The sequence below is a fragment of the Corynebacterium kroppenstedtii DSM 44385 genome (genome assembly GCF_000023145.1).
Taxonomy (GTDB): domain Bacteria; phylum Actinomycetota; class Actinomycetes; order Mycobacteriales; family Mycobacteriaceae; genus Corynebacterium; species Corynebacterium kroppenstedtii.
In genome coordinates this window covers 2195988-2217293 of record NC_012704.1, presented here as the reverse complement: position 1 = coordinate 2217293, position 21306 = coordinate 2195988, and the positions used below count along the sequence as shown (strand labels likewise).

Genomic DNA, 21306 nt, shown 5'->3' with positions numbered 1-21306 from the left:
ATAAGCGTCGGCAAGAACCAAACCGGGGGCCGGGGTATTCGCGTGAGTCGGCGTCGCCCGCGGACGAGTGTGGGCAGTTAGCAGCGGAGTTCCCTACCATGAAAACTATGACTCGTAGTAGTGATTTGTTCTCACAAGCTCGTGAATTGATCCCGGGTGGTGTGAATTCCCCGGTGCGCGCATTCGGCTCGGTGGGGGGCACGCCGCTGTTCATTGACTCCGCGAAGGGCAGCCACCTGCGCGATGTCGATGGAAACGAGTACGTGGATTTGGTGTCATCCTGGGGGCCGATGCTGCACGGCAACGCCCATCCCGCGATTGTGGAGGCCGTCCAGGAAGCAGCGACGAAGGGCCTGTCGTTCGGAGCGCCCACTGCTGCGGAAAACAGCCTGGCCAAGGAGATTATTGGTCGCACCGCGGTGGACGAAGTGCGGATGGTGAACTCCGGTACCGAGGCCACCATGTCCGCGGTCCGGTTGGCACGCGGTTTCACCGGCCGGTCGACGGTCGTGAAGTTCGCGGGGTGCTACCACGGGCACGTCGATTCTCTCCTGGTTTCGGCGGGCAGTGGTGTGGCGACCTTCGGTTTGCCGGATTCGCCAGGTGTGACCCAGAGCGACACGATTGTGGTGCCATACAACGATCTCGACGCGGTTCGTGACGTGTTCGAGAAGCACCCCGACGACATTGCCTGTGTGATCGCCGAAGCCGCCGCGGGGAATATGGGGACCGTCGCACCCCACGAGGGGTTCAACGCCGGGCTCAAGGACATCGCCCACGAGTATGGCGCTCTTCTTATTCTCGACGAGGTCATGACGGGTTTCCGCACCTCGCATGAGGGCTGGTACGGCGTCGATGGCGTGGCGGGCGACCTCGTCACCTTCGGCAAAGTTGTGTCGGGTGGTCTGCCGGCTGCCGCATTCGGTGGCCGACGCGACATCATGTCCTACCTTGCGCCGGAGGGACCCGTGTACCAGGCGGGGACGCTCTCGGGTAACCCCGTGGCGATGGCCGCCGGGTTAGCGTCGTTACGCCTGACAGATGAGAAGTGTTACGAGACGATCCGCGCGAATGCCGACCGGTTGGAAAACCTGCTGCACGAGGCTCTGGAACGTGAGGGCGTTGCCCACCACATCCAGCGCGCGTCGACGTTCCTGTCGGTGCGCTTTGCCGAGGGTGAGGGGCATAATTTCGCGGATATGCAAGCCGCGGATACGTTCCGTTACGCCCCGTTCTTCCACGAGCTGTTGGACAACGGTGTGTACACGGCGCCGTCGCCATTTGAGACCTGGTTTGTATCTACGGCGTTGACCGACGAAGATTTCTCTCGCATTGAATCTGCATTGCGTCCTGCCGCGAAGGCGGCCGCAGCGGCCACCAAGGAGGGCTAAGTACGTGTCCACGATTGTCCACCTCGTCCGTCATGGCGAGGTCTTCAACCCGGATCGCATTCTGTATGGCCGCCTACCCGGCTATCACTTGAGCGACCGTGGACGCGTCATGGCGTCGATGTGTGCTCGCGCTTTCACGGATCACGATGTGACAGTGGTGAAAGCATCGCCATTGGTGCGCGCCCAGGAAACCGCCGAGCCCTTCCAGAAAGTGACCGGTGTGGACATCGCGATCGACGATGACCTCATCGAAGCCGGAAATGAGCTCGAAGGGCATCGGATTAAAGGGTGGCGCTCCCAGCTGTGGAATCCCAAACTGTGGCACCACCTGACAGAACCGATGCAGCCCAGTTGGGGCGAGCCCTACCAGGACATTTGCGACCGTATGTGGGTTGCAGTGGGACGAGCGCGTGAAGAGGCGCGTGGTCACGAGGCTGTGCTGGTGTCTCACCAGCTTCCCATCGTGATGGTGCAGCGCGATTACGCGGGCAAGGCGTTGGCCCACAATCCGGCGGTTCGCCAGTGTTCACTGGCCAGCGTGACCAGCCTCATTTTCGACGACGACGATGCGGTGGACGTCCCTGCGCAAAAGGGCGCGTCGGGTGTGGCGTCGGATGTTCGTGCAGCGGATACGGCCTCGAGCGTTCGTGCCCAGGTGAGCGATCTGGTCTATAGCGAGCCAGCGCAAGGCGTTTAAGTCCGACACGTGGCGTATAAGTTGACGATACGGGCCGGATTCAGTGTGAGGTGGTGTGAGTGGTGAAGAAGACGACATCCGCTAGTCCAAAGGTGGCTGCGCACGGTGGCGCATCGGTGGATACTTCGGCGCGTCCGCGCAAAGTGACGCATCGTCATGGTTGGGTGCTGTCCGTGCGTCACTCTGTAGCGTCCGCACTTGTGGCCTGCGCCATCGCAGCGGTCGGTGCTACCACACTGACCGCCTGCGGTTCTGACGAAACCGCTGGTAAAGACGCTGTCGCCGTCGGCGGGAATTTCAGCTTCGTGTCCCCGGGTGGCCAGTTGGTCATCAAGTACGACCAGAAGGATCGTAAGCCGGTCAAAGACCTGTCCGGGCCGTCGTTAATGGAGTCGGATAAGACGATTAAGTTGTCGGATTTCGACAATCAGATCGTGGTGCTGAACGCCTGGGGCCAGTGGTGTGCCCCGTGCCGCACCGAGGTCGATGACCTGCAAGAAATCCAGGATGACCTGCAGAAAGGTCCGGGAAATGGCGCGGACGGTTCGGATGATTCCGGCACATCGAAAGGCGGACCAGCCGGCACCGTTCTCGGGATCAACGTCCGCGATTTCAACAAGCAGGCCGCACAGGATTTCGTCAAAGATAACGACATCACCTACCCGAGCATCTACGACCCCTCCTTCAAATCTGCTATCTCTCTAGGCGGAATCCCCGCATCCGTCGTGCCGACGACGATTGTCCTCGATAAACAGCACCGGCCGGCGGCGGTCTTCCTCCGTGAGGTCAATGCGAAAGAAATCATGGACGTTGTGAACGACCTGGAGAAGGAATGATGATCCCCGCCCAGGTTCATGCCGCCCAGCTTCACGCTGATATCGGTGCCGCTTTTGCGGACACCGCGGCGTCGGGTCCGCTACTCCTCGCGTTAGGCGCTGCCGCACTCGCAGGCCTTGTTTCGTTCGCGAGCCCATGCGTCATTCCGCTCGTGCCCGGCTATATTTCCTACCTCGCCGGTGTCGTCGGCGCGGAAAGCGACATCACAGCTGAGGGGACAAAAGTTCGCTCGCACCGTGGTCGCGTTGCCGGGGCTGCGTTGCTGTTCGTCGCCGGTTTCACCCTGGTCTTCGTCTTAGCGACGGCGTCCATCTTTGGCGCCATCTCCGCCCTGCAGATGAACAACGAGCTGCTACAACGCGTCGGCGGCGTCGTCACCATTGTGATGGGCGTGGTGTTCCTAGGGTTCATACCGTTCCTGCAGAACGAGCGTCGCATGGCTCCGAAGCATTGGTCCACGTTGATGGGGGCTCCGCTTCTGGGCGCAGTGTTCGCCCTCGGGTGGACGCCATGTTTAGGTCCCACCCTCGCCGGGATCATTAGCATCGCTGCCGGAACGGAGGGAACGACGGCCCTGCGCGGAGTCATCCTCATCATCTTCTACTGCTTGGGGCTGGGGCTGCCCTTCGTCATCGTGGCGTTGGGGTCCTCCCGGGCGCTAGCGAGCGTATCGTGGTTGCGTCGTCACAGTCGCGGGGTCCAGATCGCCGGTGGTGTCGCCCTGATCGTCGTCGGGATTGCCCTGGTCACAGGCCAATGGGCGGTATTCGTGTCGTGGATCCGGCAATGGGCAGTGACCAGCACGGTGACCCCCATCTAGACCTCTTCACCCTTGATCTGCCGCATAGACCATAATCGGATAGCAAAAGAAAGGCAGACGATTTGGCGCGCAAACAATTCTCATCACTGTGGCGCATCCCCTGGCGCTGGCTAACCAGCATGCGGACCGCGCTGATTTTGCTATTCCTCCTGGCCCTCGGCGCAATCCCAGGGGCCATCCTCCCACAGCGCTCCCTGAACCAAGAGAAAGTCGACACCTACATCGCCGACAACGGCAAGCTCGGACAGATCTACGACAAGCTCCAGCTTTTCGACGTTTTCTCCTCCACGTGGTTCACCGCCATCTACGTCCTGCTGTTCATATCGCTAGTCGGCTGCATCATCCCCCGCACATGGGAGCACTACAAAGCGATGCGCTCCCAGCCCGTGCGAGCGCCCAAGAACCTCAACCGGCTGCCCCACTACCGCGCCCGCACCATCCCGGCCAGCGACTTTTCCGACACCGACACCTACGCGCGCGATCACATCACCCCGCTGTTCAAGAGATGGCACACGCGTGAAACGTCGGCAAACGAGGACCGCGCCGGGCAATGGTCGTTCAGTGCGGAACGCGGATACGCCCGCGAATTCTGCAACCTCGTGTTTCACATCGGCCTCACCGTCATGCTGGTCTTCATCGCGGCCGGTCGCCTGATGTACTACGAAGGCCAGGTCATCGTCATCGCCGGCAACGAAAACTCGCAGTTCTGCAACTCAGCCGTCGCTAATTTTGACTCGTTCCGACACGGGGCTCTTGTCGACGGAACGCGCCTGTCCCCGTACTGCCTGCAGATCGAGGACTTCAAAGCGGACTACTTGTCCAATGGGCAGGCGAAGATGTTCACCTCCGACATTCGGTATGCGACGAAGGACGACGTCGATAAGCCCACGTCAGAGTGGACAAAGTACACGCTGAAGGTCAATCACCCGCTGCGGATCGCGGGCGACCGCGTGTACCTGCAGGGGCATGGTTATGCGCCCTCGTTTACGGTCAAGTGGCCCGACGGCGAGACGCGCACGGGAGAGATCCAGTGGCAGCCGACCGACATGACGAACTTCCTGTCAGCCGGCGCGATGCGGTTTGATCCGCCCGCCGGGATGTACCCTGACCTGCAAGAACGACGGAAAAACCAGCTGGCGATCCAGGGTATGTACGCGCCGACGGCTGTGTTCACCGGCGAGAACAACAATGTGCTGTCTGCGTCGCGGTTTCCCACCCAGGACGATGAGGCCGTTGCTATCGACGTGTTCCGTGGCGATGCCGGGCTGGATACCGGCGTGGGCCAGAGCATCTTCACCCTGGACACGAGCCTGATTCACCAGGGGCTGTTGTCGAAAATTGATCGCGTGAACCTGCGGAAGGGCGAGAAAACCACCCTCAACGACGGGACGGAAATCACGTTCAACGGCGCGAAGCCCTTCGTGAACCTGCAGGTCAGCCACGATCCGACGCAGGGGTATTTGTTGGGGATCACGCTCATCATGCTTGCCGGGTTGGTGGGGTCCGTGTCGATTAAGCGGCGACGCATGTGGGTGCGCGTCACCCCGCAAGACGACGGCACCGCGCTTGTCGAGACCGCCGGGCTTGCGCGCACCGATAGGGCCGGCTGGGGCCGCGAGTTCAATAAGTACGCGCGGGCAATCCTGCAGGAACCGGACGATGACGATGAATACGAGGACGACGACGAGGATTGATGGGGTGCTCGTGCGGGCCGTCGTCGTGCGTCCTGGGAGTATGGGGTGTTTATTGCTCCAAAGTGTGACGTGGAATAGCCTGGGCACAGATCAAGAGGAGAACTATGCCGGTTAATAAGACTCTCGCCTCGTTTTCGGACTTTTCGTTCAAAGTGGCGTTCGCCGTGTACGTCATCGGGCTGATCGTGATGTTGGCCTACTACGTGCGCGAGCGGATGCTTCAAGAGGCATATGAGGACGCTAGTCGTCGTGAGGAAAGCCAGTCCGGAGGTCAGGGAACCCAGGTCCAGGCCGCCTCGGACAAAGAGCTGGTCGGAGCTAGCGCGACGAAATCCGGCGTTGCGTCGGAGGCATCGGAATCCGGTGTCGCGTCGGTAAGCGTGGGTGCAGGTACTGGCACAGATGATGTTGCCTCCACAACCTCTGCTGATTCGTCGAGTCGCGGAGGTTCTCGGGCCCGCTCATTGTGGGGACGCGTTGCCCACGATCGCCCGGTGATGAGCCAAGCTGAGCTCGACGCTCGTCAAGACAGCGTGGACCGCTTGGGGACGTTCGGCCAGGGTGTCGTTTTCCTCGGACTGCTGTTCCACGCGGCGTGCGTCATTCTGCGTGGGCTGTCGGCACATCGCTTCCCCTGGGGCAATCTATACGAATATGTCGCCCTGGTGTCGCTGGTCGCGATGATCGTCGCCACGGTGGTTCTGACCAAGCGCGAAAACCGCATCATGTGGCCCTGGGTGCTGACTCCCGTGGTCGCGCTGCTGTTCTACGGCGGGATGAAACTGTACGCGGCGTCGGCACCGGTGGTACCCGCGCTGCAGTCATACTGGTTCCCCATTCACGTGTCGACGGTGTCCATCGGTGCTGGTTTCGGGCTGATATCCGGAATGTGTAGCTTGGCGTACATCGTGAGAATGTTTCAGCCGGTGGGGGAAGAGCACGGCATCGTAGGGAAGATCGCGGGGCCGCTGCCGAGTGCTAAGCGGCTCGACCGGCTGGCATACCGCACGGCCGTCGTGGCGTTTCCGATTTTCGGGCTCGGCGTGATTTTTGGTGCGATCTGGGCCGAATCCGCGTGGGGTCGGTTCTGGAACTGGGACCCCAAGGAGACGATGTCTTTCGTGACGTGGATTCTGTACGCAGCTTACCTACACGCTCGAGCCACGACGGGGTGGAAAGACCAGCGAGCAGCATGGATCAACGTGGTTGCCTTCGGGATCATGGTGTTCAACCTGTTCTTCATCAACCTCGTGGTGTCGGGGCTGCACTCGTACGCCGGGTTGAATTAAAACTGCTGGGGGATACGCGACCCGGTGGCGAAAAGTGCGGGCGGATATGGTCAATTTTCGGCCATTTTTCGCCCATATACCCCCACAGTTTTTTCTGGACCCCATATACCTCCGCAAAATTCGAGGAATAGACCGACGTAAGCGTCGCCAGGAATTAGTCTTCCTCATTTTCCGCGGGCCCTGTGCGCCGAACGAACCTTGTCCGCCAAACGGGCCCGGGAGCCAAACGACCCCCGGACCTCCAAACAGTCCGGGGCACCCCACCAACACCTTCGTTTATTTCCGGCAGGTTAAATCACGGGCGAGGCTTTGGAAAAGGGACCGACCGCCTAATAATCTCATTGGGGATAAAAGGTCACATGAAGAGGAAGATCCCTAATGCCCAAGTCGGTCCCACCTGAGCAGCCAGCGAACGAACCCCCTATGGAGGGATCGGCGGCACATAGTTCCCGCCCGGCCAACACAGCTCAATCATCTGCGACAACGGGCGCGCCGCACGGCGAAACCAGCGAAACCAACGGGACCAGCGCGACTAAGGGGACCAACAAGACCGATAAAGCAGCGGCCGCCAAGGCCAGCACCCCAGAGGACGCCACCACCCACCCCAAAAAGTCCATCGGCCAGCACATCCGCGGCAACCTTTTGTGGCAGATCATCATCGCCATCATCGCCGGCATCGGCTGTTCGCTGTTCTTCCCGGATTGGCTCGCCCGCGTGTTCGTCACGTACAACAGCCTGTTCAGCAACTTCCTGAGCTTCTTCATCCCGGTGCTCATCTTCGCGCTAATCACGCCGGCAATCTCCGGCCTGGGCCGCGGCGCCGGCAAGTGGTTAGCAATTACAACGGGCGTCGCGTACGGCTCGACCATCTTCTCGGGCCTGATCGCCTTTGGTACGGCGTCGATAGTGTATCCGTGGTTGCTGAAAGGCGACGATCTTTTCAAGGCAAAAACTGTCGACGACGGCGCGCTCAAGCCGTTCTTCGAGATTGAGATGAAGCCGCCGTTCGAGGTGATGACGGCCCTTCTGCTGGCGTTCACCATCGGCGTGGCCATGACCGCGGTGAAGAGCGACACGCTGTACGCGGGCGCGAAGGACCTCGAGCGCGTGATCATGCGCGTGATCAGTAAGTTCGTGATCCCGCTCCTGCCGCCGTTCATTTTCGGCATGTTCTTGTCGATGGGCATGAACGGCAATTTGACGAACACGCTGGTGTCGTTCGCGAAGGTCATCGTGCTGGCCATCCTCATGACGGGCATCCTCCTGGTGCTGCAGTTTTCGGTGACCGGGGGGATCGCGAAGGTCAACCCGTGGCGCGCGTTCAAGAACATGATCCCGGCGTACCTCACCGCGCTGGGGACGTCCTCGTCGGCCGCGACCATCCCGGTCACGTACGAGTGCTCGAAGAAGAATGGGGTCGATCCGACGGTCGCTGGGTTCACGGTGCCGTTGTGTGCGACGATTCACCTGGCCGGGTCGATGATGAAGATTTCGCTGTTCGCGTTCGCGATTGTGCAGATGGCGGACATCGACACGACGCCGGCGAAGATGATTGGCTTCGTGCTGATGCTGGGCATCACGATGATCGCCGCGCCGGGCGTGCCGGGTGGCGCGATCATGGCGGCGTCGGGGTTGCTCTCGTCGATGCTGGGCTTTTCGGATTCTGAGGTTGCGATCATGATCGCGGCGTATATCGCGATCGACTCGTTTGGCACGGCGTGCAACGTTACTGGCGACGGTGCCATCGCTCTGATTATCAACCGCATGGTGGGGGATAAGGGCATTAGCCGCAAGGAGCTCGAGGACACGCCGACGTATGAGGACGCGATTGCGGAAGCGGAGGCCCGCGAAGCTGCGATGCAGTAGCCGCGCCGGGCGCTGAGGTACGGTGTTTGCCATGCGCACTGTCTTGGTTACCGGCGGAGCTGGTTTCATCGGCTCGAATTTCGTTCATTACACCCGGGCGCACTATCCCGACGTGAAAGTCGTCGTCCTCGACGCGTTGACCTACGCCGGTAATCCGGAGAGCTTAAAGCCCGACGCCAACCTCGCAGGTGCGGGATCCGCTACATCGCCTGACTCCGACCTTTGCGAACTGGTCGTCGGCGATGTGTGCGACCAGCCCCTCGTCGACAAGTTGGTGGAGTCGGCCGATCAAGTTGTGCATTTCGCCGCGGAGAGCCACAACGATAACTCTCTGCGGGAGCCGGCGCCGTTCCTCAGGACCAATATCGAGGGCACGGTGACGGTGGCGTCGGCGTGCGTGAAGTACGACGTTCCGCTGCATCACATTTCGACGGACGAAGTGTTTGGTGATCTCCCGATCGGTTCGGATGAGCGCTTCACGGAGAGTTCGCCGTATCGCCCGTCGTCGCCGTATTCGGCGTCGAAGGCGTCGGCGGATCATATAGTCCGCGCGTGGGTGCGCAGTTTTGGGCTGAAGGCCACGATCTCGAACTGTTCGAATAATTACGGGCCCCGGCAGCACCCGGAGAAGCTGATCCCGCGGCAGATCATCGGGCTCATTGGCGGGCGGCGGCCGCGCGTGTACGGCACGGGCGAGAATGTGCGCGATTGGATCCATGTGGACGATCACAACAGTGCCGTGTGGACCATTATCGACGCTGCCCGCCGCGATCCAGCGCTGTACGGCCGCACGTTTCTTATCGGTGCTGATGGCGAGCGCTCCAACCTGGAGATCGTGGGGGATCTTCTTGAGGCATTTGGCCGGCCCCGCGACGATTTCGTGCATGTCACGGATCGGCCGGGGCATGATCGTCGGTACGCGATCGACCCAACGCAGCTCCGCACCGAGCTGGGGTGGGAGCCTACTCATTTTCTTGCCGACGGTCTGCGCGAGACGATTGAGTGGTATCGGAGCCATCGCACGTGGTGGGAGGTTGCGGCCAAGGCTGCTGAGGAAAAGTATGCGCTCACCGAGAGGGAGATCGGGTAGGCCGGGTTTCGGACTGCACCCCACGTCGCCACCCCACTAGGCTGGTGAGCATGACGTCCCGACTCGAAGTTCAGGAACCCGACCAACATGCAACGTACGTCGCCACCCCGATCCCGGGAGTATTCATCTTCTATCCCACTGTTCACGCTGATCAGAGGGGTAGTTTCCATGAGTGGTACAAGGCGGATGACTTCGCCGAGGCCCTCGGCTACCCGTTCTTCCCGGAGCAGGCGAACATGAGCGTGTCCGCCCGCGGCGTCGTACGCGGCATCCACCTGGCCGAGGTTCCCCCAGGTCAGGCGAAGATGGTGACCTGTCCCGCGGGGGCGCTCAGCGACATCATCGTGGACCTGCGCAAGGGCTCCAGCACCTACGGCAAGCACATCGTTGTCCCTCTCAACCAGGACAATCACGCCGTGGTGTACCTCCCTGTGGGCATCGGGCACGGGTTTGCCGCGCACCAGGACAACACGGTCGCCACGTATCTGACTAGTACCGCGTACGACCCGTCGCGCGAGTTCGGTGTGCGGATAACGGACCCTGCCCTCGGCATCGATTGCCAGGCACTGCTTAACTCCGACGAGTCCTCAGATCAGCACTCTGCCACGGTCGATCCGATTTTTTCAGAGAAGGATCGCATAGCTCCTCTTCTTGCCGACGTTGACGACCGGCTCCCCACCTGGGAGGACTGTAAACATTTCGAAGATGAATTACGCAACGGGTGGGCGTTAGCGAACAGCGAAGCCGGCGTCGACGCGGATTAAACGACGTTTTATTGCCGACGAGACCCGCGTGACGAACCTCGCCGGAACGAGTCCAGTTGACCTCGCGCCGGGCTGAACCGCTAATCTGGCATACGTGAATGAGGACACGACGCAGCCATCCGAAAAACCTACCCGCCCGTGGAAGGATATTCTGCTGTATGGGCTGGCCCGGCTGTTATTGTTCTTCGTCTTGACGGTGGTGATCGCGTACGGCGCTTACCTGGTGGGCGCGCCGATGCCCCTCATGATTAGCGCCCTTCTGGCTCTGATCGTGGCGCTGCCGCTGTCCATGTTCTTGTTTAAGGGGCTGCGTAGGCGCGTGACCACGGAAATGGCCTCGTGGAATGAGCAACGTCGCGCCCACAAGGAATACATCAAGAGTCAGCTCGAAGACCGGGAATAGGGAATAGGTCTCAACGCACCTACCCCAACCAGAGCGCGAGCGTGGTGACAAGGGCCCACACCACCATGGCCCGCCCGGTCATTCCGAGCACAGGAATGAGGTCTTTCCCCTCGGCGTGGGAAACGATCGGTCGCGCAGCCAGCCCCAGAACCGGCGCTGCTACCAGCCCGATCAGAGCCCACGGCGTTGCAATAAAGGCCAGAAGTATCGACGCCACAACAGGCATGGCCGCGAGGATGCACCACAGCGTCCGGCTCCCGCGGTCTCCCAGACGCACCGCGAGGGTGATTTTGCCCGTGGCTTCGTCGCTAGGTATGTCGCGTAGGTTATTCGCTAAGTTCACCGCGGCCGAGACCGAGCCGATAGCTACCGCGATCGCCACCCCCGCCCAGTTAACGTGGTCGGCCTGCGTGTATTGCGTACCCAGCACGGCGACCAGCCCGAAGAACACAAAGACGGCCACTTCGCCCAATCCGCGGTACCCGTAGGGGTGCTTGCCGCCGGTGTAGAACCATGCGGCCACCACGCAGGCAGCGCCCACCAGGATCAGCCACCAGTGCCCACTGATCGCGCACAACACCAGGCCCGCCAGCGCTGCCACGCCGAACGCCATAAACGCTGCGTGCTTAACGCCATAGGGCTGCACCAGGCCCGATGCGGTCAACCGGAACGGCCCGGAGCGGTCGTCGTCGGTACCCCGGATCCCGTCCGAGTAGTCATTGGCATAATTGACCCCAATAACCAGGAACCAGCCGACGATCGCAGCAAGGATCGCCCGTATTATCGACGCCTGCCCCGTGAGCGCTGCGGCCCCCGTACCTGCGATGACGGGGGCAAAGCCGTTGGCCCAGGTGTGCGGGCGGGCGGCCTCGAGCCAATCGTGGGCGGTCACCGTGCGTGAAGGTGTGCGCGGATGTGTGCGTCGCGAGGACGCGCGGCCGTCGAACTCGGAGCTGTTGTCGGAGGACGATGAGTCCGGTGTGCTGGGCTGCTCGGGAGTGTGGGGCATGGTTCTATTGTGACGCATCGCGGGCCTGAGGAGGAGAGCCGGGTAGGCTCGTGTGTCGGGAATTTTTCGTTTCATTCCACCACGGAAGGATTATGCGTGCAGCAGGTCAGTTATTTTTTAGGCCAAGTGGTCAGTTTTTTCCTGACGCTCGCTCGGCTGATTCCGCTGCGCGTCCACAACGAGTTCGACGGTAAGCCGATTCCGCAATCCGGCCCGGTGACCATTTCCGTGACGACGCATGGCCCGCGGGTGAACAAGGTGTGGTACACCCTGGAGTCACTGGCCCGTGGGACGGTGTCGGCCCCCATCGTGTTGTGGCTTGATAAGGAAGACTACGAGCGGCCCCTGCCGGAGCGGCTTCAGCGGCTGGTGGACCGCGGCCTGCAAATCCGCTGTTCAGACGGTAGTTTTGGGCCTCATACGAAGTATTGGCCGCTGTTCCGCGAGCGTGTCGCGTCGGCACGGGAGCGTGTCGCGCACGACCCGGATAATGCTACGTCGGCACGCGATTCGGACGTGTCGGATCTGGCCAGCGAGGATTTACTGACGTTGCGCGTCGCCACGGCCGATGACGACATTATTTACCCGGAATGGTGGCTGGAGCGCTTGCTGGAGTGCGCGGATGTGAGCCCGCATGATGTGATCGCTTATCGGGCGCACCGGGTTTGCGTGAAGAAGGGAGCTCTGGCTCCGTATGCGCGTTGGCCTGCGGTGAAGTCGTGCCGGGCGTCGATTGCGAATATGGCGACGGGCGTGTCTGGAGTGCTCTACCCGCTGCCGTTTATGGCGTTCGTGGTGGATCAGGGCGATTCGTTCCGACGCCTCGCGCCGAAGGCTGACGACATTTGGCTGCACGCGTGCGCGGTCCGGTCGGGCACGAAGGTGAGGCAAGTTTTCGGCCAGCAGCGGAATTTCGCGGTTGTCCCGACGACGCAGTTCAACGCGGCTTTAGTTGTTCGCAATGTGTGGATGGGCGGCAATGATGTGCAGGCCAGCCGTGTGTACACCGACGACGACATCGCGGCGCTGAAGCAGGCCAGTGCGTTCTGACGCTTTATGACGCGTTAGTGTTCCGTGGCGCTCAGCCGTGTTGCGGGGCGCTAAGTATCTCCCGCAGTGCGTGGCGGTCCGTTTTCCCTGGTCCGCGCAGTGGAATCTGTTTAACAACCGCGATCGAGGTTGGTAGGGCGTAGGAGGGAAGGTCAAGTTGCTTTCTAATTTGTCGCGTTTCCTCGCGGTCGAGGAAGTACGGCGTGTTCTCCCGCGCTCGTTCGATCACTAAACACACGCTTTCTCCCCATTCCGCCGAGGGGATGCCCAGCACGGCGCAGTCAGCGTAACCCGCCCGCCGAGCTGCGGATTCAACGACCTCCGGCAGGACTTTCAGCCCTCCCGTGTTGATGGCTTGGTCGTACCGGCCCAGAATCTCGAGCTTTCCATTGCGGATGGTTCCGATGTCATCGGTCACAAACCACCCATCGACAAATGGATTGGTCTTCCCTTCACGCTCGCCCGATGGTTCAGCCTGAGCCGACGACCCGAAAAGGTCGTCGGCATTGCGATACCCCGTGGCCAGGGTCAGCCCACCGAGAAGCACGCGGCCCTCGTCACCAGTCCCAAGAGGCTGGATTTTCACCGACGTACCCGGCAGAGGCGTCCCGTCGTACACCATTCCACCAGCGGTTTCCGAGGATCCGTAGGTGGTGATTATCGTCCACCCCACATCCGCGCACTTTTTCCGCAGCGCGGGACTCAGGGGTGCTCCGCCGACGAGGATGCCGTCCAAACTCCGCACCGCTTCAATAATCGTCGCCGGGGAGTAGCCGCCCGTGCCACCAGCGCTGCTCGTTCCGCCCTCGCTGCCTTCAGCCTCGAGCCCCTGAATTAGCCGCCTGACCTGCGTCGGAACAAGAGAGCAGTATCGTCGTGGCCCGGTCATTCGGTGGATCGCGTCGATAAAAGCGCTCGGCGTAAATGGTTGGGTGACGTCCATGAGCACCGGTTCGTAGCCCGCTGCTAGGGACCGTAGGAGGACTTGTAAGCCGGCGACGTGGTCGGGGGGTAGGGCGAGTAGCCATTGGCCGGGTCCGCCGAGGACTTTTTCGGTTGCCGACGCCGACGCGGCGAGGGCAGCTGCGCTGAGTTGGGCTCCTTTGGGAACACCGGTGGATCCTGACGTGGACAGAATGAATGCGATGGTGGCGTCGATAGGTTCGCCGGCCCGCATGACGTCGTGCAGGAGGGCAGCCCGGTCAGGGTCCTTAGCAGGGAGGGGCAGCAGCGACGCCTCACCGCGTAGGGCTTGTTCTAGCTGGGGATATAGGTCGGCAACTGTGGTGTTTGCTGGGATGGGCAGTGGTACCAGTGGCCGAGTATTCACGGTGAGGCAGTGTAGTGAGGGGTAAGAGAAAACCCAGCCACCGGGGTGAACCAGTGGCTGGGCGAAGTGTTAGTCGGCGATGAAGCCGAGGCTATCAAGCGTGACGAAGATGGTGTGAATCTCTTCGCGGGTGGCTTTACGCTGGTGAACAGCGTAGAAAGCTTGTGCCGCGTCTGCAGCCGTTGATGGAATGTGCCCTTCGGTGACGAGGAGATTAACTACGTCGGCAGTCTTCGTCTTGGTAACGGGCTCAGCAAGTGCAACCGCTGAACGGCCGTCATGCTCCGAATGTACACGGCCAACGACGTCCACAGGGGTGAATTGTTGGTCGCTGATGCGAAGCCAGTTGATGAAACGCATGATGCTGCTTGCCATTTTCTTCCCCTCCTTTACGAGGTCGTATGCGGGTTCCCAAAAGCGTGGTACGCGAGCCTCTTTATCCGGCGTTACCGGCCCAAACGCTGCTTGGTGCGTCTGCCGAAAACGTCGCTTGAAGGTATCAAGTGAAGCCGTCAGCTAAGACTTCCGGTTGGAACCGTCGGGTGAAGGTGCCCTACGTGTGAAATTAGATAAAAAGCACTCTAGATGAAATTGTTGGGCTAGTCAAGCATTGACTACACCCTCAAATTTCGTAGGAAATCCTGTCACTGTGATAGACAAAAATGGACTTCAGTCACATGCGTCCCTGGATTCGCGCCTTACGCACCAGCGACGTCGAAACCGCCATCATGGAGTTTTGCCCTCACGCGGGCAAGATCGTCCTCCGTCGGCGTTTGAGACATTGTCGTCTCAATATAGCGGTGAATTTCCTGCTCGGTAATAGGTTTTCCCTGGTCACGGTGGGCATCCTGCTTAGCGACGATGGTCGCAGCTATCCGGTCAATGTCCTCTTCGCGTAGATCTTGCTTGAGGACGTACATGATCGCACCGGCGTCACCGTCGGGAACAGCTGCTGGATATCCAACGCGTAACCACTCAATGAAACGGAGCAGCCAGTGTTTATGTTCCAGCTCTCGTTGTTCGTCGATGGCTCGTTGGGTTGCCGCTGAAAAAGTCCCAGTTGGAGTGGGGTCTTTCTTGGTGGCACCGCTGTCGGTGGTGCCTTTGTCAGTGGCGTCTGTGTTGGTAGTGGATCTTCGGTTCGGGGTGGATTCTGAGGTGGGGTGTGAACCAGTGCTCATCTCTAGGTCCTTTAGTGTCCGCCGGACGTGCCGTAAATGTTGATACCTGTGTAGTGAGCGATCGTTGCGTTAGTGATCCACAGGACTCCGGCGATGATGACTGCCAGGCATAGCGCGTAGATCACCCACGCCAAAAAGTGGCTTATTCCCTTGGTGTGCTGCCCTTCCGCGGAGCCGGCAGCATCAAGGCGAACACCGAGGGAGAACAGTGTGGGAAGCCCAGCCCCTAAAACCAGCGCGACGACAAGGACAGTGAGGAGTGAATGGAGGGTAGACATTACCGGGCCACCTTTCGCTCTTCAGCGGGAATAACGGAGTTGGAGTGCTCGTCCCACTCTGCGTTGACATTGTGGGCGGACACTTTGTTCTTGCGGGACTGGTAATAGATGTAGCCAGCTAAGGTCATCAGGATGGCGAAGGCCGTCACAACGCCGATGAAGTCCGTGGTGGCCAGCCCAACAAGGTGGGCAACCAACCAGGTCAGGGCACCGACGATAGCCGCGCAGGGGAGTGTGATCACCCAGGCGGTCGCCATGCGGCCGGCAACTCCCCAGCGCACTTCCGCGCCTCGACGTCCCAGGCCGGTGCCCAGGATCGATCCGGTCGCGACGTGCGTCGTCGACAAGGCCATACCGGCGTGCGACGAGGTGAGGATAATTGCAGCTGAGGAGGCTTCTGCCGCCATGCCCTGAGGGGAGTCGATTTCGACGAGCCCTTTGCCCAGGGTGCGGATCACGCGCCACCCACCGGTGTAGGTGCCCAACGCGATGGCGGAGGCACATGCCGCGATGATCCACAGAGGCATGTGGGTGTCGGCGTCGATTTCGCCGTATGCGACGAGTGCCAGGAAGATGACGCCCATCGTTTTCTGCGCGTCACCGGTGCCGTGGGCAAGCGAGACAAGTGAGGCTGTAGCGATCTGCCCGATGCGGAAGTGGTCGTTCTTGTTGTGTTCCTCGACGCTATCGGTGATGCGGTAGATCAACCAGGTACCGCACGCGGACACCACGCCGGCGACGAAGGGCGCGGCCAAGGCTGGAATGATGATCTTGCCGAGGATGTTTGTCCAGGCCACGCCACCAATTCCCAGGGAGACGAACGCGGCGCCGATCAACCCGCCGAAGAGGGCGTGAGAGGAGCTAGAGGGGATCCCGAGGAGCCAGGTGAGCAGGTTCCAGACGATGCCGCCGATAAGCCCTGCGAAGACGACGAGAAGAAGTTTGTGCGCGTCGGTTTCGCTGCTCAGATCGAACTGATCGAGATTAACGATCCCTTTACCGACAGTTTTTGCCACCTCGACGGATAGGAATGCGCCGATGAGGTTAAGGATCGCCGACAATGTGACTGCGACTTTTGGTGTGAGAGCGCCGGTAGCAATGGACGTCGCCATTGCGTTTGCGGTGTCGTGAAAACCATTTGTGAAGTCGAACGCGAGCGCGGTAGCGATCACTATGACGAGGATGATCAGTTCGGTCACAGCGAAAGTATCCTCCCCGGACTATGTAGCAGCCAAACTGTGGCGGCGCCGTTAAGATTCCGTTAACTTTCCGGGGGTGGCAAATGGGGGAGGTTTACTTAGTAATAGTAAGGGAACTCGTCCCAGTGCGGAGGTCGTTTCTCCAGGAAGGAATTCCTGCCTTCCACCGCCTCGTCGGTCATATAGGCTAGACGCGTGGCCTCTCCGGCAAACACCTGCTGACCCATGAGGCCATCGTCGGCAAGATTGAAGGCAAACTTCAGCATCCGCTGTGCGGTCGGAGACTTGGAATTAATCGCGCGCGCCCACTCGATGGCAACATTCTCCAGCTCAGCGTGGTCGACGACCTCGTTCACCGCGCCCATCCGGTGCATCGTCTCGGCATCGTAGGTCCGTCCGAGGAAGAAGATCTCGCGCGCGAACTTTTGCCCGACCTGCTGGGCCAGGTATGCAGACCCGTATCCAGCATCAAAGGACCCCACGTCGGCGTCGGTTTGCTTGAATAACCCGTGCTCGCGCGAGGCCAACGTGAGGTCACACACCACGTGCAGGGAATGTCCGCCGCCGGCCGCCCAACCATTGACCAGCGCGATCACCACCTTCGGCATCGTGCGGATCAGCCGCTGAACCTCAAGAATGTGGAGCCGCCCACCCTCTGCTTTGGCACGAGCAGTATCGACGCCTGACGCGTCGGCGTGCTCGACATCGGAATTGTGCTCGGTGGCGTACTGGTACCCGGAACGGCCGCGAATACGCTGATCCCCGCCCGAGCAGAAAGCCCACCCGCCGTCCTTCGGCGACGGACCATTGCCCGTTAACAAAACAGTGCCGACGTCGGGACTGCGGCGAGCATGGTCCAGCGCCCGGTACAGCTCATCGACGGTGTGAGGGCGGAACGCATTGCGTACTTCCGGCCGGTCGAAAGCGATGCGGACGATGCCGTCGGCGCGCTCGGTCCCGACGTGGCGGTGATACGTAATGTCCGTGAGGTCCTCGAACCCGGGAACCGGTTTCCACAGCTCGGGGTTGAAGGGCTGGTCAGTATCGGAATGGGTGGCGGAGTGTTCGTCTGACATACCGATGAGGATACTGACAATCAGCGCACGGGTGGTTATGTCCGGCCGGCCGTTAGGGTAGAAGTCATGTCTCGCATGGACCTGCCCGATAGTGATTCCCGGCCTGCATCGTCGCATGAGTTTGCCCGTCAGCGTGGACCTGTGTCAGGGGCCGCGAATGGACCCGCATTTGGGCCCGCGACGTGGCCGGATGGTGTATCGCTCCCGTCGCTCGACGATGTCTGGGAGCGCGCCCATATTGTCCAGTTGCCGATGAACATTCGGTTCCGCGGAATCATGCAGCGCGAGGTCATGCTTATCGACGCCCCCCACGGCTGGTCCGAGTGGGGCGCTTTCCTGGAGTACGGTCCGGCGGAGTCCGCGATGTGGTTGGCGTCGGCCCTCGAGATGGGTTGGGTGGGGCCACCCGCATTGTCGCGCGAGTGGGTGCCGGTCAACGGGACGATCCCCGCGTGCGACCCCGCCCGCGTGCCCGAAGTCCTTGATCGATATTCCGGCATTTCGACGGTCAAAGTGAAGGTGGCAGAAAAGGGGCAGACTCTCGACGACGACTGTGCCCGGGTTCGCGCTGTTCGCGAGGCCCGCCCTGACATCAATATCCGCGTCGACGCGAACGGGGGATGGACCGTGGCTGAGGCCCATGAGGCCGTTCGTCGATTCCTCCACGACGGGCCCGTGGACTACGTGGAGCAGCCGTGCCCCCGGCTCGAGGACCTCGCTGACCTGCGGAAAATCCTTGCCGACGAGGGTCTGAGTGCCCGCATCGCCGCCGACGAGTCCATCCGTAAAGCGTCGGATCCGTACCGCGCGATACGCATGGGAGCCATCGACGTTGCCGTGGTGAAGGCCGCGCCACTCGGCGGTCCGCGCAATGTGATCGCGGTGGCAGAGGAAGCGCGCAAACATGGTGTGGCCGTGACGGTGTCGTCGGCAATTGATTCGGTGGTGGGAATGTATGCGGGCCTGTGCGCGGCGTCGGCGGTGGATAGTCAGCCCGCTGGTCTGGCGACGGGTGCTCTGATGGCCGGTGATGTGGGCGATCGGCGGCACATTGTCGACGGAATGATGGCTGTGGAGCCGCGGACTCCGGATCCGGATGAGCTGGCGAGGTATCGCGCCCCGGAAGATAGGGTGCAGTGGTGGAAAGAGCGCCTGGCGGCGGCATGGAAACACGTGCCGGGAAATGCGGCCGATTAAGGCTGATGGTTAAGGCTGAGTAACAAGGTGGAAAGATCGTTCTCCATGAGTAGTTCCGGTGGTGCTCCTGCCTCCATCATGACGGCGGCGATTATTGTCGACGAGCTGATCCGTTGCGGCGTGCAGGACGTGGTCGTGTGCCCGGGTTCCCGTTCGGCACCTTTGGCGCTGGCCTTTTCCGAGGCCGCGGCACGTGGCGAGATCACTCTTCACATGCGTACCGACGAGCGAACCGCGGCGTTCTTGGCGTTGGGCTTGGCGCAGGCCGAGGGCGGTCCGCGGCGGAATCGCCCGGGTATCCCAGGTGGCCACCACGTTGTGCCGGTGGTGATGACGTCGGGAAGTGCGGTGGCGCATTGTGCGCCCGCGATGGTGGAAGCGCAGATGTCGCACCTTCCGCTCATGGTGTTGTCGGCGAATCGCCCCTGGTCATTGTGGGGGACGGGCGCGAACCAGACGGTGGATCAGCGGTCGGCCTTCCGGGATACTGCCGTGCGGACGGAGGGGATTGACACTGCTACTCGGCGCAGCGATGCCTGGCATGTGATGCATCGTGAGGTCCGCGCTGCCGTCGATAGAGCGGTGGTCGCGGCGACGGCCACGGGCGTGCGTATGCAGGTGCAGGCTGCCACTCCTGAGGATGCTCGTCCCGCCAATGCTGTGGAGCTGCCCTTCCGCGGCCCGGTGCATATTGATGTGCCCTTCGATAACCCATTAGTGCCGACGGACGACGACCAGCTCCGTGAGGCTGCTCAGTCTGCGCACCGGTTGGGTCGTCCGGATGGAGGGAGTTGGACGCGCTTCCTGGGGCGGGCGACGGTGTCCTCGCCGCGAGTTCTTCACATTGCTGGCCATAATGCGCCACATGTTGACGCGCTCCGCGGTGTACCGACGATCGCCGAGCCCACTGCTGCAGTGCCCGATGTTCCGATCCATCCTTTGGCGTTGTCGCTGTTGTCGCCCGATCATGTGGTGGTGACGGGCCGGCCGACTCTGCATCGGGATGTCTCAAAACTCCTGGCCAGGCCGGATATTCCGATCACAGTCATTGCTGACAACCCCGGCGATTACCCGGATGTCGCTCACATGGCCGGGGAGGTCGCGACGACGATCGACCTTGCGCCACAAAGCCGGCAATGGGTGGATCACTGCCGGTCGGTGGATCAGGCCGCTGCCGATGCCGTTCGTGAGGTGATTCTCCTGGACGACCTCGCTGTGCCTTCTGACGTTTCTGAACCCGTGGAGGAATCCTCCGCGGAGCCTTCCTCCACGTCGCCCGCCGATGCGCAGTCTTCCGCACCCTCGCAGCCCGCTACTCTCCATCGGATGACCGGGCTGACGGTCGCCGCTGCCGTCGCAGATTCTGTTCACGTCGGCGATGCGCTCGTGGTGGGGGCATCGAATCCGGTGCGCGACCTGTCGTTCGTCGGCGCTCCATTTGATGGGGTCGAGATGTACTCGAACCGTGGGGCGTCGGGAATTGATGGTTTCTTATCGACGGCTATCGGCGTCGCGCTCTCACGGCAAGCCGCCGAGCCCGACAGCGTGAGTGCGCCGCGAACCGTGGCGCTGGCCGGAGACCTGACTTTCCTTCACGACGCGACCGGCCTGAACGTGGCGGCATCGGAACCGCGGCCGTCGAACCTGCTGATCGTTGTGGCAAATGACCAGGGTGGAGGAATTTTCGAGGCCCTGGAGCCGGGGAAGCCGGAGCTCCGCAGCCATTTTGAGCGCGTCATGGCGACTCACCACGAGGTGGATATTAAGTCGATTTGCGACGCTTTCGGCATGGCGTACCGGAGTGCTGACACTGCGGAAGAGCTGGTTACCCTGCTGGAAAGCCATGCCGAGGGGATGCCGCTTAATGATGCTGGGGCCACCAGTTCGGGCAGTGGGGATCAACGCGATCAAGCACGCCAGGAATATGAACCGTACGAGGGCATTACGGTGATTGAAGCTGTATGCGACCGTGCGCATCGGCGTCAGACCGTAGAATCCCTGGAAGGACGCGTTGCTGTTCTGCACAGGAGTCAAGCGCAGTAACGCCAAACGCAGCAGCGATGCCAAGCACGGCAGCAGAACAGCACAACGATGACCATACGAAAGCGGATAATGATCAGGGCACGACGGCGGGG

Annotated in this window: 19 protein-coding genes and 1 pseudogene; 13 read left to right on the top strand and 7 right to left on the bottom strand. The window is 61.3% G+C overall.

Annotation, left to right across the window (positions count from 1 at the left end; all coding sequences use genetic code 11):
- Nucleotides 1-98: 98 nt before the first annotated feature.
- The 10 genes and pseudogenes from hemL (at nucleotide 99) to CKROP_RS09340 (ending at nucleotide 10851) form a co-directional block, all read left to right on the top strand.
- Nucleotides 99-1391, top strand: coding sequence for a glutamate-1-semialdehyde 2,1-aminomutase (hemL, locus tag CKROP_RS09385; RefSeq protein WP_041629624.1), 1293 nt, complete (start codon nucleotides 99-101; stop codon nucleotides 1389-1391).
- Between the two features lie 4 nt (nucleotides 1392-1395).
- A pseudogene (locus CKROP_RS09380) lies at nucleotides 1396-1983 on the top strand (histidine phosphatase family protein); the annotation flags it as partial.
- Between the two features lie 278 nt (nucleotides 1984-2261).
- Complete coding sequence (locus tag CKROP_RS09375; RefSeq protein WP_148209759.1) at nucleotides 2262-2924, top strand: TlpA disulfide reductase family protein; 663 nt, start codon at nucleotides 2262-2264, stop codon at nucleotides 2922-2924.
- Nucleotides 2921-3745, top strand: coding sequence for a cytochrome c biogenesis CcdA family protein (locus CKROP_RS09370; protein ID WP_041628922.1), 825 nt, complete (start codon nucleotides 2921-2923; stop codon nucleotides 3743-3745). The genes CKROP_RS09375 and CKROP_RS09370 overlap by 4 nt, the downstream gene beginning before the upstream one ends.
- 119 nt (nucleotides 3746-3864) lie before the next feature.
- Nucleotides 3865-5439 carry a cytochrome c biogenesis protein ResB gene (locus CKROP_RS09365; RefSeq protein ID WP_012732503.1) on the top strand — a complete coding sequence of 525 codons (1575 nt, stop codon included), beginning with the start codon at nucleotides 3865-3867 and terminating at the stop codon, nucleotides 5437-5439.
- 104 nt (nucleotides 5440-5543) lie between these two features.
- Entirely contained in the window at nucleotides 5544-6728 is a 1185-nt protein-coding gene (gene ccsB / locus CKROP_RS09360; protein ID WP_012732502.1) for a c-type cytochrome biogenesis protein CcsB, read from the top strand.
- Nucleotides 6729-7106: 378 nt separating this feature from the next.
- Nucleotides 7107-8594 carry a dicarboxylate/amino acid:cation symporter gene (locus CKROP_RS09355; RefSeq protein WP_012732501.1) on the top strand — a complete coding sequence of 496 codons (1488 nt, stop codon included), beginning with the start codon at nucleotides 7107-7109 and terminating at the stop codon, nucleotides 8592-8594.
- A gap of 31 nt (nucleotides 8595-8625) precedes the next feature.
- On the top strand, nucleotides 8626-9684 hold the full coding sequence (gene rfbB / locus CKROP_RS09350; RefSeq protein WP_012732500.1) for a dTDP-glucose 4,6-dehydratase: 1059 nt from the start codon (nucleotides 8626-8628) through the stop codon (nucleotides 9682-9684).
- A 50-nt stretch (nucleotides 9685-9734) separates the two neighbouring features.
- The gene (locus CKROP_RS09345) at nucleotides 9735-10448 is read left to right on the top strand and encodes a dTDP-4-dehydrorhamnose 3,5-epimerase family protein (RefSeq protein WP_012732499.1); all 714 of its coding nucleotides are present in this window, start codon (nucleotides 9735-9737) and stop codon (nucleotides 10446-10448) included.
- Between the two features lie 94 nt (nucleotides 10449-10542).
- A complete protein-coding gene (locus tag CKROP_RS09340; protein ID WP_012732498.1) occupies nucleotides 10543-10851 on the top strand; it encodes a DUF4229 domain-containing protein in 309 nt (102 codons plus the stop codon).
- A 19-nt stretch (nucleotides 10852-10870) separates the two neighbouring features.
- Here the strand turns inward: CKROP_RS09340 and CKROP_RS09335 are convergent, their stop codons facing one another.
- Nucleotides 10871-11860, bottom strand: coding sequence for a 1,4-dihydroxy-2-naphthoate polyprenyltransferase (locus tag CKROP_RS09335; protein ID WP_012732497.1), 990 nt, complete (start codon nucleotides 11858-11860; stop codon nucleotides 10871-10873).
- 96 nt (nucleotides 11861-11956) lie between these two features.
- On the opposite strand from CKROP_RS09335, the gene CKROP_RS09330 reads away from it, so the two are divergent.
- A complete protein-coding gene (locus CKROP_RS09330; RefSeq protein ID WP_012732496.1) occupies nucleotides 11957-12910 on the top strand; it encodes a hypothetical protein in 954 nt (317 codons plus the stop codon).
- Nucleotides 12911-12941: 31 nt separating this feature from the next.
- Here the strand turns inward: CKROP_RS09330 and CKROP_RS09325 are convergent, their stop codons facing one another.
- The 6 genes from CKROP_RS09325 to CKROP_RS09300 form a co-directional block, all read right to left on the bottom strand.
- Nucleotides 12942-14240 (bottom strand): AMP-binding protein, encoded by a 1299-nt coding sequence (locus tag CKROP_RS09325; RefSeq protein ID WP_012732495.1) that lies wholly within the window; start codon nucleotides 14238-14240, stop codon nucleotides 12942-12944.
- Between the two features lie 69 nt (nucleotides 14241-14309).
- Nucleotides 14310-14615, bottom strand: coding sequence for a hypothetical protein (locus CKROP_RS09320; RefSeq protein ID WP_012732494.1), 306 nt, complete (start codon nucleotides 14613-14615; stop codon nucleotides 14310-14312).
- 323 nt (nucleotides 14616-14938) lie between these two features.
- Nucleotides 14939-15421 carry a DUF3349 domain-containing protein gene (locus CKROP_RS09315; RefSeq protein ID WP_012732493.1) on the bottom strand — a complete coding sequence of 161 codons (483 nt, stop codon included), beginning with the start codon at nucleotides 15419-15421 and terminating at the stop codon, nucleotides 14939-14941.
- Nucleotides 15422-15432: 11 nt separating this feature from the next.
- Nucleotides 15433-15699, bottom strand: coding sequence for a hypothetical protein (locus tag CKROP_RS09310; RefSeq protein WP_012732492.1), 267 nt, complete (start codon nucleotides 15697-15699; stop codon nucleotides 15433-15435).
- Entirely contained in the window at nucleotides 15699-16898 is a 1200-nt protein-coding gene (locus CKROP_RS09305; protein ID WP_012732491.1) for an inorganic phosphate transporter, read from the bottom strand. The genes CKROP_RS09310 and CKROP_RS09305 overlap by 1 nt, the downstream gene beginning before the upstream one ends.
- Nucleotides 16899-16996: 98 nt before the next feature.
- A complete protein-coding gene (locus CKROP_RS09300) occupies nucleotides 16997-17974 on the bottom strand; it encodes a 1,4-dihydroxy-2-naphthoyl-CoA synthase (protein WP_012732490.1) in 978 nt (325 codons plus the stop codon).
- Between the two features lie 141 nt (nucleotides 17975-18115).
- Between CKROP_RS09300 and CKROP_RS09295 the strand changes: the two genes are divergently transcribed.
- On the top strand, nucleotides 18116-19171 hold the full coding sequence (locus CKROP_RS09295) for an o-succinylbenzoate synthase (RefSeq protein WP_012732489.1): 1056 nt from the start codon (nucleotides 18116-18118) through the stop codon (nucleotides 19169-19171).
- A gap of 45 nt (nucleotides 19172-19216) precedes the next feature.
- Nucleotides 19217-21214, top strand: a complete 1998-nt coding sequence (menD, locus tag CKROP_RS10905; protein WP_012732488.1) for a 2-succinyl-5-enolpyruvyl-6-hydroxy-3-cyclohexene-1-carboxylic-acid synthase — start codon at nucleotides 19217-19219, stop codon at nucleotides 21212-21214.
- Nucleotides 21215-21306: the final 92 nt, after the last annotated feature.